The organism is Hyphomonas sp. UBA3195 (assembly GCF_002366485.1).
Taxonomy (GTDB): Bacteria; Pseudomonadota; Alphaproteobacteria; order Caulobacterales; family Hyphomonadaceae; genus Hyphomonas.
The window spans coordinates 1-13,289 of the sequence record NZ_DEXB01000010.1 but is presented as its reverse complement, the minus strand read 5'-3'; the positions used below and the strand labels follow the sequence as shown (position 1 = coordinate 13,289).

General features: G+C 59.0%; 18 protein-coding genes and 1 pseudogene. 16 read left to right on the top strand and 3 right to left on the bottom strand.

The features are described from left to right. The 16 genes from B2344_RS03340 to B2344_RS03265 all read left to right on the top strand — a co-directional run. Window positions 1-825 (top strand): phosphomethylpyrimidine synthase ThiC (locus B2344_RS03340; protein ID WP_290484662.1); only part of this gene is annotated, 825 nt, incomplete at its 5' end. Between the two features lie 11 nt (window positions 826-836). After that, entirely contained in the window at window positions 837-2,018 is a 1,182-nt protein-coding gene (locus B2344_RS03335) for a hypothetical protein (RefSeq protein WP_290483741.1), read from the top strand. Window positions 2,019-2,029: 11 nt separating this feature from the next. Then, a complete protein-coding gene (locus tag B2344_RS03330; protein WP_290484661.1) occupies window positions 2,030-2,239 on the top strand; it encodes a SlyX family protein in 210 nt (69 codons plus the stop codon). 140 nt (window positions 2,240-2,379) lie between these two features. Beyond that, entirely contained in the window at window positions 2,380-2,829 is a 450-nt protein-coding gene (locus B2344_RS03325) for a hypothetical protein (RefSeq protein ID WP_290484660.1), read from the top strand. An 86-nt stretch (window positions 2,830-2,915) separates the two neighbouring features. Further along, window positions 2,916-3,383 carry a phage tail protein gene (locus B2344_RS03320; RefSeq protein WP_290484659.1) on the top strand — a complete coding sequence of 156 codons (468 nt, stop codon included), beginning with the start codon at window positions 2,916-2,918 and terminating at the stop codon, window positions 3,381-3,383. A gap of 141 nt (window positions 3,384-3,524) precedes the next feature. Next, window positions 3,525-4,031 carry a hypothetical protein gene (locus B2344_RS03315; protein WP_290484658.1) on the top strand — a complete coding sequence of 169 codons (507 nt, stop codon included), beginning with the start codon at window positions 3,525-3,527 and terminating at the stop codon, window positions 4,029-4,031. Between the two features lie 160 nt (window positions 4,032-4,191). Then, window positions 4,192-4,488 (top strand): hypothetical protein, encoded by a 297-nt coding sequence (locus B2344_RS03310; RefSeq protein WP_290484657.1) that lies wholly within the window; start codon window positions 4,192-4,194, stop codon window positions 4,486-4,488. Window positions 4,489-4,706: 218 nt separating this feature from the next. Further along, complete coding sequence (locus tag B2344_RS03305) at window positions 4,707-6,035, top strand: JmjC domain-containing protein (protein ID WP_290484656.1); 1,329 nt, start codon at window positions 4,707-4,709, stop codon at window positions 6,033-6,035. 83 nt (window positions 6,036-6,118) lie between these two features. Next, window positions 6,119-6,337 carry a hypothetical protein gene (locus tag B2344_RS03300; RefSeq protein WP_206991966.1) on the top strand — a complete coding sequence of 73 codons (219 nt, stop codon included), beginning with the start codon at window positions 6,119-6,121 and terminating at the stop codon, window positions 6,335-6,337. Between the two features lie 87 nt (window positions 6,338-6,424). Next, window positions 6,425-7,054, top strand: a complete 630-nt coding sequence (locus B2344_RS03295; protein ID WP_290484655.1) for a fasciclin domain-containing protein — start codon at window positions 6,425-6,427, stop codon at window positions 7,052-7,054. Between the two features lie 78 nt (window positions 7,055-7,132). Continuing rightward, window positions 7,133-7,636, top strand: a complete 504-nt coding sequence (gene ruvC / locus B2344_RS03290) for a crossover junction endodeoxyribonuclease RuvC (protein ID WP_206991964.1) — start codon at window positions 7,133-7,135, stop codon at window positions 7,634-7,636. Beyond that, window positions 7,633-8,256, top strand: coding sequence for a Holliday junction branch migration protein RuvA (ruvA, locus tag B2344_RS03285; protein WP_290483734.1), 624 nt, complete (start codon window positions 7,633-7,635; stop codon window positions 8,254-8,256). The genes ruvC and ruvA overlap by 4 nt, the downstream gene beginning before the upstream one ends. Beyond that, window positions 8,253-9,281, top strand: a complete 1,029-nt coding sequence (gene ruvB, locus B2344_RS03280) for a Holliday junction branch migration DNA helicase RuvB (protein ID WP_290483733.1) — start codon at window positions 8,253-8,255, stop codon at window positions 9,279-9,281. Before ruvA ends, ruvB begins: the two co-directional genes overlap by 4 nt. A 97-nt stretch (window positions 9,282-9,378) precedes the next feature. Beyond that, window positions 9,379-9,621 carry a YdcH family protein gene (locus B2344_RS03275; RefSeq protein ID WP_290480592.1) on the top strand — a complete coding sequence of 81 codons (243 nt, stop codon included), beginning with the start codon at window positions 9,379-9,381 and terminating at the stop codon, window positions 9,619-9,621. Window positions 9,622-9,643: 22 nt separating this feature from the next. Continuing rightward, window positions 9,644-9,772, top strand: coding sequence for a hypothetical protein (locus tag B2344_RS03270; protein WP_255342028.1), 129 nt, complete (start codon window positions 9,644-9,646; stop codon window positions 9,770-9,772). A 112-nt stretch (window positions 9,773-9,884) separates the two neighbouring features. Further along, window positions 9,885-10,208, top strand: a complete 324-nt coding sequence (locus tag B2344_RS03265; RefSeq protein WP_290480593.1) for a hypothetical protein — start codon at window positions 9,885-9,887, stop codon at window positions 10,206-10,208. A 234-nt stretch (window positions 10,209-10,442) separates the two neighbouring features. On the opposite strand, the gene B2344_RS03260 is transcribed toward B2344_RS03265, so the two are convergent. The 3 genes and pseudogenes from B2344_RS03260 to B2344_RS03250 all read right to left on the bottom strand — a co-directional run. Continuing rightward, window positions 10,443-11,249: a GIY-YIG nuclease family protein gene (locus B2344_RS03260; protein WP_290484654.1), complete on the bottom strand. Its 807-nt coding sequence runs from the start codon at window positions 11,247-11,249 to the stop codon at window positions 10,443-10,445. A 213-nt stretch (window positions 11,250-11,462) separates the two neighbouring features. Next, window positions 11,463-12,029 carry a hypothetical protein gene (locus tag B2344_RS03255; protein ID WP_290484653.1) on the bottom strand — a complete coding sequence of 189 codons (567 nt, stop codon included), beginning with the start codon at window positions 12,027-12,029 and terminating at the stop codon, window positions 11,463-11,465. Window positions 12,030-12,776: 747 nt separating this feature from the next. After that, window positions 12,777-13,289: pseudogene (locus B2344_RS03250) on the bottom strand (aromatic ring-hydroxylating dioxygenase subunit alpha); the annotation flags it as partial.

Below are 13,289 nucleotides of genomic sequence, written 5' to 3'. Positions count from 1 at the left end.
AGCTTCCTCTACACGCACTTTGAAGAAATCTGCGACATCATGCGCGCCTATGATGTCAGCTTCTCATTGGGCGACGGCCTGCGCCCCGGCGCGATTGCCGACGCCAATGATGCGGCCCAGTTCGCAGAGCTGGAAACCCTCGGCGAACTGACGAAAGTGGCCTGGGACAAGGGCTGCCAGGTCATGATCGAAGGGCCCGGCCATGTGCCCATGCACAAGATCAAGGTAAACATGGAGAAACAGCTGCGCGAATGCGGCGAGGCCCCCTTCTATACGCTGGGGCCGCTCACCACCGACATCGCGCCCGGCTATGACCATATCACGTCCGGCATCGGCGCGGCGATGATCGGCTGGTATGGCACGGCCATGCTCTGCTATGTGACGCCCAAGGAGCATCTCGGCCTGCCGGACCGGGACGATGTGAAAGTCGGCGTCGTCACCTACAAGCTCGCCGCCCATGCGGCCGACCTCGCCAAGGGCCACCCCGCCGCGCAGGTGCGTGATGATGCGGTCTCCCGCGCGCGCTTTGATTTCCGCTGGGAAGACCAGTTCAACCTCGCGCTCGACCCCGAAACCGCCCGCGACTTCCACGACCAGACCCTGCCCAAAGAGGCCCACAAGGTCGCCCATTTCTGCTCCATGTGCGGCCCCAAATTCTGCTCCATGAAGATCACCGCCGAAGTGCGGGAATATGCGGCGGGGATGTCCGAGAATGAGCGGACCGACTTGGAGAAGCAGGCTGCCGAAGCGCGAAAAGGGATGGAGGAGAAGAGCAAGGAGTTTATGGATAGGGGTGGGGAGATTTATTTGAGCGAAGAGGGGTAAAGAATTGCGCTATGGGTATCATTGATTGGAATCAAAGATTTAGTTGGATAGTTGACCCTGATGTGCGCAACGAAGTCATTGAGCAGATTAAAAAAGTTGAACGAAAATTTGTTCAGCCGTCTGAATTGATCGAATTTCTGGACTTCATCGATTTCACCGTTAGTTTGCCACCGTTCAGAGAACACCGAGAGCGTGTCGAATCTTTTGTCCAACTAATTAAGTTGGAGGCTGCCAGTGAACACCCCTCTATATCGCTCTTGACTTCTGCGCACGAGTATATTGCTCCGTTTGCGTATGCTTTGGGTGCTCATGGTGAAATATTAGACCAACTGAGTGGCGACCCTCTATCAAATTTGATTGCTGAGTTGCGTGATCACTACAATACGAACCCCTCTATTGGCACTGCCACTTATGAAAACCGATTTGTTGCATTTGTAGATATTCTGGGTTTCTCTAACGAGATTTTGGACGACAACAACAAGAGCCAGCCGCCGAGAAAGTTATCGAATTTCTTAGACTTCACTTTGATAAATTCGGGGGCGGGCACGAGTCATGAAAATTTGCAAGGGAATGCTGTCGCGCGCGGCTTGAATGCGGCACTGAATTTCAGCGGTTTTGATGCCGATATTCATCAGCACTTCGGCTTACCAAATTCAGAAAGAGTACGCTCAACCCATTTCTCAGATTCTATTATACTGTCTTCGCCACAGCATAATCCTGATTTGTTGATTTACAGCCTAGACGAAATATGGCGCACCGCACTCAGGGAAAAGGTGCTAATCCGTGGTGGCGTCGTGTTCGGCCCAATAATACACAAATCATCGACACTTGTCGGGCCGGCACTGATAGAAGCCTATCAGCTGGAAAACCGTACCAAGCACCCTAGGATTGCCTTTCATGATTTTGCATTGGCAAGAATGTCGGATGAGCTGAAAGCCAAATACATTGAACGCGACGTTGCGGACGGGACTAATTTTCTATCGAATATACTAGGCCAGCTTCTCCCTCAAATTCCGGTGTCCCCGGATATACTTGCAGCAACCATGGAGGCGAAATTTTCAGATATTTCAGATTATGTAGATGCACAAATTGGTTTGTTTGCTGAAGATGATGGCGTCAGAAAAAAATATGAATGGTTCAAATCGAGAATTACTATGGCTAGAGAGCGTTACGATAAGCAATTTGCTCGATAGGCAATCTCACCATGACAGACACATCCCGCCTCGATGAGCTTGAAATGCGTGTGGTCCATCAGGACCAGACGATTGAGGATTTGAACGCGGCCATCACGGCGCAATGGAAGCTGATCGAGCGGCTGGAGCGACAGGTTGCGCGCCTCGCCGAGCGCGTCGCCGACAGCGAGCGGTCACCCGGCGACGCTGCCCCCGCAGACCGGCCGCCCCCGCATTATTAGCGTCGCCCCGTAGGGCGGGTTAGCGGAGCGTAACCCACCATCCGCTCTTGCCGTCCGGCGGGTCATGACCCGCGCGCTTCACGCCCGGGAAAATTCCGCCTAAGCTGCCTTCTGGCCCATAGCGCGACGGGGGACGCGGCATGACGAATTACGAACTCACCTATCTCTTCTACGAGGCCATCCAGGTCGGCAATGGCACGATGGCGAATTACATGACGCTGGTCTTTGGCATGCTGGTGACCAGCTATCTCGCCGCCCACCGGCTGGACCGGGTGATGATGTGGATCGCGCTGGTCATCTATTCCATGTTCGCCCTCGGCTTCTGCAACGAGATCTTCCAGTCCTATAGCGACTTTGCCCGCCTCGGCCTTTTGCTGGCCGAGCGTGGCCAGCTGCCGGACAGCGACCTTGGCTGGTTCGGCGCGGTCGCCGTGGGCGAAGAGCCATTCCATGTGATCCCGAAACTCGTCGCCCTCATGACACTGGCCGCTTATGCCGGCTCCATTGCCTTCTTCTTCCGCGCCCGGAAGGCCAATCTGTCAAAGGGTATTGGTCCCGTGAAGCCGAGGGATGCGGACAACGACGCCTGACCTCTGCTCCACCGCCCCGCGATCCTTCTTCTTGCCACGCCCGCACAGCGTCATAGAGTGAACCCACCATATTGGGAGGACACGGAATGATTCAGAAATTTGCGATTGCGGCAGCACTGACTGGCGCGCTCATGGCGGGGGCGGCGCCGGCCGCCGATGCGGGGATGGATGACTATCTCGGCGAGATCGTCACGGTGGGCTTCAATTTCTGTCCGCGCGGTATGATGGAGGCCGATGGCCGCCTGCTGCCGATTGCCGAGAATACCGCCCTCTTCTCCCTGCTCGGCACCATGTATGGCGGCGACGGGCGCACGACTTTCGCCCTGCCGGATCTTCGCGGGCGCGTCATGGTGGGCGCGGGCCAGGGCCCCGGCCTGACCGACCGGCGACAGGGCGAGCGCGGCGGCGTTGAGATTGACGTGAGTCTCCCGGCCCAGGAACATTCGGGCACAGCCGACACGCAGGTCAACTCCACCACTGGCAACAATATGCCACCCTGGCTCGCGCTGAAGCAGTGTATCGTGACGCAAGGCATTTATCCGTCGCGAAGCTAGGCGGGCCAGCGCGGCGATTGCGACCCTGCTGGATACATCCCGCGCTCTCCTCATGCGTCACCCCCCGGCCGCGATAGCAGTCTGGGGGTCCAATACTGAACGTCTCGGCGGGCGCGACCTGTGCCGTCAGGCGCGCAGGCGGTGCACAAAGCGCCGCGCGCTGCGGTGGCAAATTCAGGAGATGGGCCCCCGGATGACTTCGCCATCGGGGAGGACGACGCGGGCAATATATTCGACGGGCTGCCCCACCATGCCACACTTCCCCACATGGACCCGGCCTATCGCCCCTTCTTTGCCCATGTATGGGCCTTCTGCTGGCCTTGGCTGTGGTGGAACCTTGTACGGTTGACGGCCTGGCGCAAACGCACCGGGCGGCGCGTCTTCGTCACGGTCGACAAATACGGCAATGTGGTCATCCGCTATATCGGCGATGCGCCGACGCCGGACAATGCATACACCTATACGCCGCCGCGTGTGCCGCGCTGGCAGAGCCCCGCTCTGGCAAGCGACCTGCCCTGCGGCCTCGATGTCCCGTCCGCTTTTGTCTGGACCAGTCTGTACATCTTATGGACACTTTATGGACCAGTTCGGGACCAGTTCGGCCATGCGCCGATCGGCCGGCTCAGCCCGGCCCGCGCCCCGCCCTGAGCCGGCTTTTTCCGTAATTCAGCCCAGACACCCGGACGGCCCCGCCGCTCCGGACGCCCGTGCTGGAGCGAGTGCTGGCCGGAACCATTCGATTACAGCCCCGTTATGTTCGCAAGCGCGCTGAACTGCGCAACACAGCACAAGAAGGAAGACCCAGAACATGAGTACAGGAAAAGTCATTGGAATCGCCGTCGCCGTTGTTGCCCTCGTCGGAGCCGTCTGGCTCGGCTCTACGCTGATCGATGTGGACCAGACAGAGCCCGGCAAGCTGCCGGATGTGGATGTCGCCATTGACGCCGAAGCTGGCAAGATCCCCGAATATGATGTCGATACGGGCAAAGTGAATGTCGGCACAGAAACCGAAACGGTGCTCGTGCCTGAAGTTGTGATGGTCGAAGAAGAAGTCGAAGTTCCAACCGTGGACGTTGAAGAACCGGAAGAAACTCCGGAACAATAATCGCCTCGGCGCGAATGCACTCCCCGCCCGTAATCCGGGCATCCAGACCCAATCCGATGGCAGGCCGCAAACGCGGTCTGCCATTTTTTTTGAATTGTCTGTCGGCGTCTGTCACGCCAACTCTTCCCCGCAATGCTTGTCCCATCGCCGGATTGGGATTATCTGCCTAGGTCTCAGGGCAATGCAAAAAGCGCCCGAGACCGGGGAGGTCCGACCGAATGACAGATTTCAGCTCGCTGCGCGATCCAGCCAGGCCGGCAAGCCCAGATGCGCCCGCCGCCCTGAACGGCCGCGAACTGGCAGAATTGTTAAGCCCGGTATCATGCGAAGACTTTGTGGGTCGCTATTTCGCGCGTCAGTCCCTGCATGTGAAAGGACATGCCGGGAAATTTGACCATATTTTCAGTATGGAAAGACTGAGGCTCGCTCTCGCTAGAGGGCAGCATATCGAAGACCCCCGCTTCAACCTGACAGCCTCATTCGCGGGCGGAGAAAAAGCTGGCAGCCGCAAGCCCATGTTTTCAGCGCAACTGGGTGAGGCCAGCGATCTGCTGAAATCAGGCGCCACGATCTGCATCACCAATATTCACATGGCCGATCCCTTCCTGGCCCGCTGGGCCCAGGCGATCCGCGCGCGACTCAGCTTTACCGGCACAGTTGGGGTCAATTGTTATGCCTCCCCAGACGGCGCCGGATTGCCCATGCATTATGATCGGCGCGTCGCCACGACGCTTCAGATCGCGGGACAGAAACGCTGGATATATTCCACCGAGGCCGCCAAACGCTGGCCCGATAACAATGCGACCTATTTCGAAGGTCGCGCTGAGCCCGCCGACATTGATGTCGGGACCCTGCCGGACGATATGGCGTTTCAGGAAGTCGAGCTGAACCCCGGCGACCTTCTGTGCCTTCCAGCCGGCGCGTGGCACGCCGCCCGCGGCGTCGGGTATTCGCTCGCGCTGAACCTCTATTTTGCCCCCCGAAACCTGTTCGACCAATTGGCCCCCCTGCTCCAGGAGTTCGCGGCGTCTCACGACAGCTGGCGCGGAGGACCTCCCGTCACATTGGATGACGCGCACGGGAACCTTCCTGACACGGTGTCAGACTATATGCGCGACCGCCTTGCCGAATTTCAAACCCTGGTGAGTGAAACGCTGGCCGAGCCGGAATCGATGAGCACTCCCTGGCTGACATCACTGACGCAAGGACCCTATACCGGATGGCAACCCGATCCGGTATTGCCCCTGCCAGCCGCGTCGGCGACGGACAGGTTTCTTGTGGTGATGCCGCCGCTGCGCTTCATCGCATCCGGCGGTCGGGTGAGCCTGCCGTGCGACAATGGTCTGCTGGACTTCCCCGCGAACTTCGCGCCCATCCTTCGTCGCCTATCCTCTGAACCGGCGGGGTTTTCGATCCCTGACATCATCGCTGGAACGCAAAGCGCCGATGCCCCTCCGCAAGCGGAGGTCATCGCCCACTTGCAGACATTGTTTCGAAACGGAATAATTGCAAAAAGCGATGCACCACACATGGCACAGCAGACGTGAATTTGTTTTCGCAGCAGATGCGCGCGCAACCTTCTCAAATTTCCGGCGTTCTACCGGCTCTCTCCCACAGAAAGCCACAGGACATGTTCACCCAGCTCAATCCACCTATCCCGCTGACCGTCACGGACCGGGGCGACGGCTTCGCCATTGGCGTTATTGACTACGGCCAGGAGCACAACCTCATATGGGTCACGGTAATCACCGCGACCGGCGAAATCTGGTGCGCGCCGAACCCCTCCGTACGCGGCGTCGTGAATTGGACAATGGGTCGCCCTCGTCCCGCCACAGATAGCGCCCATTGAGAGATAAATTTTGCTCGGTGCCGCTGAACCAAACCCGAAGGCGCGCGTTACCTGATCATTGCCTGCCGGAGGAAAGGATCCCCGCTCATGAAACGCCACTTACTCATTCCCGTTGCGTCCGCACTATTCCTGGCTGCCTGTTCCGGCGAGTCTTCAGACACGCGCACACCACCGCAAGACCCTGTCCAACCCTATGCGGATGATGTCGACATTACCCCTTCCCCGGATGCGGGCGAAGAGGAAATCTATGCCGACACAATGGATCGCGACCAGATGGTCATCTCCGGTCCGAACGTGTTGGACACGATCGCCGCTGATCCGCGCCTGTCGACACTCTATGGTGCCATTGAAGCCGCAAGTCTTGACGAAACCCTCGCCACCGGCGGCCCATACACCATCTTCGCGCCGACCAATGAGGCATTCGATGCGCTGCCCACTGGCCAGCTGGAAGACTATCTGAAGCCAGACAATGCCGACAAGCTCGTCCGCGTGCTAGAATACCATATCGTCGAAGGATCCGTGCGCGCCTCCAATGTGCCCCCCGCAGATGAAGGCGTACCAACAGCCAGTCTGAACGGCCTCGACCTTTCGGTCCGCGACATGGGCGGTGGCAAACTGATGATCAATCAGGCCAGCATTCTCGAAACTGATGTCGAGGGCGGCAATGGGGTCGTACACATCATCGACTCGGTACTGGTGCCACGGGAAACCGAATAGGGTCCCGCTGCAGTCGATGTGAACAAATAGAGAAAATGCAAGGTGTCATTAACCCATCCCGCTGATAGGATGGGCGTCATGACAGCCACGATTCGCATTCTCGGCATCGACCCCGGCCTCCGCCATACTGGCTGGGGTGTCATCGAGCAGACCGGCGCCCGGCTGGCTCATATTGCGCATGGCGTGATCTCGGTAGACACCAGTCTCGCCATGTCGGAACGGCTCGGCGGCATCTTCGAGGCGGTCGGAGAACTGGCCCGGCATTACGGACCACATGCCTCAGGCGTTGAAGAAACGCTGGTCAATGCCAATCCCCGCTCGGCGCTGAAACTCGGCCAAGCGCGCGGCGCGGCCATGGCGGCGCTTTCCATGGCCGGTATTCCTGTCGCCGAATTCGCCCCACGCAAGATCAAGCTGGCCATTGTCGGGACGGGCACAGCGGACAAAGACCAAGTGGCCTTCATGGTTAAACGCCTCCTGCCCCGCGCCGGAGACATGAAATCGGACTCGGCTGATGCGCTCGCCTGCGCAATCTGTACCGCGCACCATTTGCCGCTGGAATTGAAACGAGGCGCCGCATGATCATTGGCAGGCTGACCGGAACCGTTGCCGCGCTCGGCACGGACAACATCCTGATTGACGTCAATGGCGTCGGCTATGTCTGCATGGCCGGCACGCGGCTCTTGTCCAGGGTGCATGTCGGCGAGACCAGTGTCCTGCATGTCGAGACCAAGGTCAGCGAAGCGGCGATCACACTCTACGCCTTCGGCTCTGACGAGGAACGCGCCTGGTTCGTTCGTCTTCAGGATGTGCATGGTGTGGCCGGCAAGGCCGCAATGGCCATCCTTGACGCAATCACACCGGCAGAATTGATGGACGCGATTGCGCTCGGCGATGCTTCGGTCCTGACTCGGGCGAAGGGCGTCGGCAAAAAGCTCGCGGAACGCATCACCGGCGAACTGGCTGGCAAGCCACCGCCGATGGGCCGGTTTGGCAAGTTCGAAACCGCCCAGGTCGCTGGCCTTGCCAGTGCGCCCGTCGCCGCCACGACTGGCGTGCGGAGCGAGGCGATCTCGGCGCTTGCAAACCTCGGCTATGCCCAATCAGATGCCGCCCGCGCCGTGGCCAGCGCTGCGAAAGATGCCGGCGATAGCGATGTCAGCACTCTGATCAAGGCGGCGCTGAAGGAACTGGCGCGATGAGCCGCGAGGGCGAACTCTCAGACCCCAATGCCCAAGGCGGCGATGCGCTGGACCGCGCGCTGCGGCCGCAGGCGTTTGAGGATTATGTCGGCCAGCGCAAGGCAAAATCGAACCTCAAAGTCTATGTCGATGCGGCCCGCAAGCGCGAAGAGGCGCTGGACCATGTCCTGCTGTTCGGCCCGCCGGGGCTTGGCAAGACGACGCTGGCGCAAATTCTCGCCCGCGAAATGGGCGTCGGCTTCCGCGCGACCTCCGGCCCAGTCATTGCCAAGGCCGGTGACCTCGCGGCGATCCTGACCAATCTCGAACCCAATACCGTCCTCTTCATTGACGAAATCCACCGCCTGCCTCCGGTCGTGGAGGAAATCCTCTATCCGGCGATGGAGGATTACGCCCTCGATATCGTTATCGGCGAAGGCCCGTCGGCGCGGTCTGTGCGGCTGGATCTTTCCCCCTTTACCCTGGTGGGCGCGACGACCCGGGCCGGCCTGCTCGCCACGCCGCTGCGCGACCGGTTCGGCATACCGCTGCGCCTTGAATTCTATGAGCCGGAAGAGCTGGCCCGGATCGTCATGGCGGCGGCCCGCAAGCTGACTGCGCCGATCACGGAAGATGGCGCCATCGAGATCGCCAGTCGCGCGCGCGGTACGCCGCGCATCGCGCTGCGCCTGTTGCGCCGAGTGCGCGACTTTGCCGAGGCAGATGGCGGCACGATCACTCAGGATTCCGCCAGAAGCGCGCTGAAACGACTGGAAATCGATTCAGACGGCCTTGATGCGCTGGACCGGCGCTACCTCCATGCGCTGGTGAAAACCTATGCCGGGGGGCCGGTCGGCGTGGAGACGCTGGCGGCGGCCCTGTCGGAGGCGCGGGACGCGGTGGAGGACGTGATCGAGCCTTACCTGATGCAGAAGGGCTATGTCGCGCGCACGCCCCGCGGCCGGGTCGCAGCGCCGCTGGCCTATGAACGCCTCGGCCTGCCGAATCCGGGCGGTCAGCAATCCGGCCTGTTCGGCGAGAAATAGCCCCCTGACCACAAGGATACGTAGTTTCCCCGATTCCGCGTGGCCGCGCCCCATGACCTGATAGTGCCAGACACATCTTATCAGGGAGCGACCCAATATGTCCCACACACCGCACGAACTCGCCGAGGAATTCCCGGACGCGACAGACCGCATTCATGCGCTGAAGGAAACGGATGGCCATTTCGCCCGGCTGGCCGACGAATATCACGCAGTGAACCGCCAGATTCACCGTATCGAGACAAATGTCGAGCCCGCCAGCGATGTCTTTCAGACGCAGCTGCGCAAGCACCGCATGGCCCTGAAAGACGAGATCAGCGCCATCCTGAACGCCCCGGCCTGAAAAGCCGTCAGGAGGACCGGGCATGGGTAATCTGAGTGTAGACGCATTGGCGATTGCCGCCCTGGTCGGGTTCGCCAGCCTGTTGCTGATCGGCGCGGGCCTGACAGCCTGGTTGTGGAAGCAATCGGGCAAGTCCGAAGGCGATTTGTAGGGCGCGCAGAGCGCCCTGCACAAATATCTGAAATAAGGGAAGACATTTCAACCCAGAGATGCTATACAAAATACAATCGTTTGGATTTTGGGCATAACTGGGGGACACTCACATGGCTCATTCCTTTGCAGGCCTGGCGGGCGAATTCCCGACCGCCGTGCCGGAAATCTTCGAACTGGCATCCATTGATCCGGTTTTCGCGCATCTGGCAGAAGCGTTCGAGGAGATCACGCAGGTGCTGGCCGAGGCCGAGACCAGCATCGAGGATGTGACCCCGCAGGATCGCCGCGCGCTGGAGGCCCGGCGGGCCGAGCTGCGCGCGCAATTATACACCGCGCTTTGTAACGTCACCGGCGATGATCGCTGGTGTGACGAGGCCGCCGCTGGCACGGAAGGGCCCTCCCCCCCGCCCCTTCCGCGCCGGTCGGCGGCCTGATACGTCCAGCCCGGCGGCCGTCATACGCTGACAGGCAGCACCCAGAGCCGGACTGGCGCGCGCCATCCGGGTATCTCGTGTTCCAGCTCCGCCAGGCGAAGCCGAGGCGCGGCGGGCGCCGTGGCGCTCCGCCTTGAGTTTGTAGATGGCTACGGAGTGGAGCGTTACCGCCCGCCGCGCCGGACAGGAGTTTCGGCGAGCACCCTCATGGGGGCCCATGGTCCCGGGTCTTCGTTACCGGTGCCGCGCGAACGGATCCACCGTGCTTTCACACGCATGACCCATCCGGGGAGGTTCAATTCCCGTGCGACCGGACGAGGCGGATTCCCAACCGAGCTTCCTCGGCTCACCCTGGCCTGACCTGCCTAGGCGCGCATCAGACCGTATCTCCGACCCGCACCATCCTGACCCTGCAACCCACAACCAGAACGGTACCTGATCCGGCTCCCGTGAGAGCAGATGCTTAGTATGGGGCAGGGAGTTCTCAGACGGATAGGGAGCGCAAAATCCCAGCTCCGAAGATACCTGCGTAGGCAGGTATCCATCTCCTGAAGCTGCCTCATGTGCATGGGTAGAAGTCCCGAGATGGACCCCTGCCTGCGCAGGGGTCATCGGAGGAGAATGATCTCTATCCCACAAACCGTATCCCCGGCGCAGGCCGGGGCCTCCTGCTGTCAGGACACGGAGCCAGCCGGACGAGACTCCGGCATGCGCCGGAGAGGCGGGGGAGGAAAGGCCCTGCCCCGTAATCTCGAACCACAAATCCTTCCAACGCGGATTGCGCTCCGTGATCAGATTGATCTTGTTCTTCCGCCGATAGGATTTGAGGGATTTCTCACGCGCAATCGCTGTGCTGATCTCGTCATGCAGCTCATACCAGACGAGCATCTTGCAGCCATGTTTCTGCGTGAACCCTCCGAAAATGCCTTCACGGTGTTGCCAGACGCGCTGGACAAGGTGGCACGCGACCCCGGCATAGAGCGCGCCCTGCTTGCGATTGGCCATCATATAGACGGCAATTATGCGGTCCTCATTGGCCATGCTCAGCACTCCTTCCCCAACCTTGCTACACAAGAACAAAAATTGCGTCATTCCCGATGGCCGCAGGCCATCTGGGAACCCATCTCTGAACGAAATTACAGAGTACGTCATGTGTTGTGTGGAGAAACCCGCACGCCCCCGCACCGGATGCACCCGGTCGCCGCGTTCAGTGATGGGCCCCCAGACGCTACGCGTCGAGGGGTGACGCGAAGATTAGCGGCCAGCACCGGAGGGATTCCGTGGGGGCCAATGCTCGGAGATATAATCAACCACTTCTTCCCTACCCAGTCCGATCCAGTTTAGCGCATCTGCGGCCTGTTCAGATTCACAAATGGGAGGAATGTGCTCAGATCGGACTCGGGACCAATCGAACAAACGAGCCATGTGCTGGCGAAGTCCTAGCGCATCCCGAATCTCGGAATATAAATTCCCTGTATGCAAAACCAATCCGGAGTCATCAACGCCGAGCAGTACCGATACAAATCGAGAAAAAGTCGATCGCTGAACTTGCGCAAATGAAATAATCTCATGCAATGCTGCAGCATCGCACTCATCAGAGTACTTTATTAATTCAGCCAACAAATCAAATGCACTGGTCGGGTAGACAGGAATCCCTTCAACGTCTGACTTCAGCCCAGCGTCAAACTCGGCATCAAATATGTCTTCACCGTGAAGTTTTCCGTCTACCGTCATAGTTTTCGAAAGGTATCCAAGGCAATCTTCAGAGTAGCGGAACACTTCCGACACAGCTACCGTTGCTGCGGCCTTCAACGAGAGCAATTCCAGTCTCCGCTCCGTACTCCGATGTCTTTGATCGAACGAAATTTGTCGCCTCAACATCAAAACCGTACCTAGTCCGACTACAAGCGCAAGGATTCCGCTTACTAGGGCTTGCTGTTCATGCAGCCACAACAATACATGGTTTAACCAACAAGGCAGATCAACGAATGACTTGACTCTGATTGAGCAACTCATGGATCAAGCACTTTCGGTGACCTCTCAAATTGACTGAAATACGTCAGGAACTTAAGAAACATCTTCAGGAAAAGGCACTCTCGACAGCAGAGCCCATTTCTCATGATTGTTGTTCAACGAACATCTAGCTCCCACCTCGATCAAGAGCGCTGAAGTTATCTCACGGTTTGCGCCGATAGCACTGCACAAGACATCCATACTCCGCCAAGTGAATTTTTTAGATTGGAGAAGCTTAGTCAGTCTATCCTTCCGCAACCGCGCCAACTTTCTACGGTCGCGATTCTGGAGGTGGTAGGCCAGAATAGTCGTCAACAGCGTAGTTGCCGAACCAATGATCGCTCCCAACAAAGCAGCAGAACCCGAATCAAGAGTGATTGTACACATAGAGAAACTCACGAAAACAATTGTGCGGCATCGACACTTCCACCTTAGGTGAATTCAAAAAGCAAGCAAGCGCACAACAGTACTATTTGGAACGTCATTTCGTACTGTTTTAAGGCCCGTCTAAATCTCTACTCAGCCCCAATTCCACATTAATCGCCTGAACGCTTTTTAACTCATCCACCTCAGCACACGCGCTTCAATCGGGTTTGCAAATTCGCGGCCTTCCGTCCGACTCTCCGTCCACTCACGTTTGAGGCGCTGGTACCATTTGGCCTGGATGTCGATGTCGTCGATCCACATCATGGCTTTCTGGTGGGCCATGCCCTGGTTCTGCAAATCCACCATGTCGCCATCCTGGCGGAGGAATTTGCGGGCCATTGGCTTGGCGATGGGCACGGCGAGGTGGAGGAGCGGCGCGCCGGTCCACCAGGTGAACTGGGTGATCCGTGTACGTTTCGGGGCCTCAGGCGTCAGGCAGGTGAGCGTCAGCAGGCGGGCCTTGTCATTCGAGATGATTTCCCAGCGATAGCCGGGCAGCTGGAACCGGATCTCGGTTTCCACATCATCCCCGAACACCCAGCGATACAGTTTCGAGTTCGAACTGGGCGCGTGGCGGTCAATCGCCCAGCCGCGTTCGGTCGGGATGAAGGGCTTTTCCTTCAGCTTCAGGCCCACCGAGGG

Excerpts from the sequence above, each read along its gene's own strand:
- B2344_RS03305 (WP_290484656.1), top strand. The coding sequence starts at position 4,707 with ATGACAGATTTCAGCTCGCTGCGCGATCCAGCCAGGCCGGCAAGCCCA.
- B2344_RS03335 (WP_290483741.1), top strand. The coding sequence starts at position 837 with ATGGGTATCATTGATTGGAATCAAAGATTTAGTTGGATAGTTGACCCT.
- ruvA (WP_290483734.1), top strand. The coding sequence starts at position 7,633 with ATGATCATTGGCAGGCTGACCGGAACCGTTGCCGCGCTCGGCACGGAC.
- B2344_RS03300 (WP_206991966.1), top strand. The coding sequence starts at position 6,119 with ATGTTCACCCAGCTCAATCCACCTATCCCGCTGACCGTCACGGACCGG.
- ruvC (WP_206991964.1), top strand. The coding sequence starts at position 7,133 with ATGACAGCCACGATTCGCATTCTCGGCATCGACCCCGGCCTCCGCCAT.
- B2344_RS03265 (WP_290480593.1), top strand. The coding sequence starts at position 9,885 with ATGGCTCATTCCTTTGCAGGCCTGGCGGGCGAATTCCCGACCGCCGTG.
- ruvB (WP_290483733.1), top strand. The coding sequence starts at position 8,253 with ATGAGCCGCGAGGGCGAACTCTCAGACCCCAATGCCCAAGGCGGCGAT.
- B2344_RS03320 (WP_290484659.1), top strand. The coding sequence starts at position 2,916 with ATGATTCAGAAATTTGCGATTGCGGCAGCACTGACTGGCGCGCTCATG.
- B2344_RS03295 (WP_290484655.1), top strand. The coding sequence starts at position 6,425 with ATGAAACGCCACTTACTCATTCCCGTTGCGTCCGCACTATTCCTGGCT.
- B2344_RS03330 (WP_290484661.1), top strand. The coding sequence starts at position 2,030 with ATGACAGACACATCCCGCCTCGATGAGCTTGAAATGCGTGTGGTCCAT.
- B2344_RS03275 (WP_290480592.1), top strand. The coding sequence starts at position 9,379 with ATGTCCCACACACCGCACGAACTCGCCGAGGAATTCCCGGACGCGACA.
- B2344_RS03270 (WP_255342028.1), top strand. The coding sequence starts at position 9,644 with ATGGGTAATCTGAGTGTAGACGCATTGGCGATTGCCGCCCTGGTCGGG.
- B2344_RS03310 (WP_290484657.1), top strand. The coding sequence starts at position 4,192 with ATGAGTACAGGAAAAGTCATTGGAATCGCCGTCGCCGTTGTTGCCCTC.
- B2344_RS03260 (WP_290484654.1), bottom strand. The coding sequence starts at position 11,249 with ATGGCCAATGAGGACCGCATAATTGCCGTCTATATGATGGCCAATCGC.
- B2344_RS03325 (WP_290484660.1), top strand. The coding sequence starts at position 2,380 with ATGACGAATTACGAACTCACCTATCTCTTCTACGAGGCCATCCAGGTC.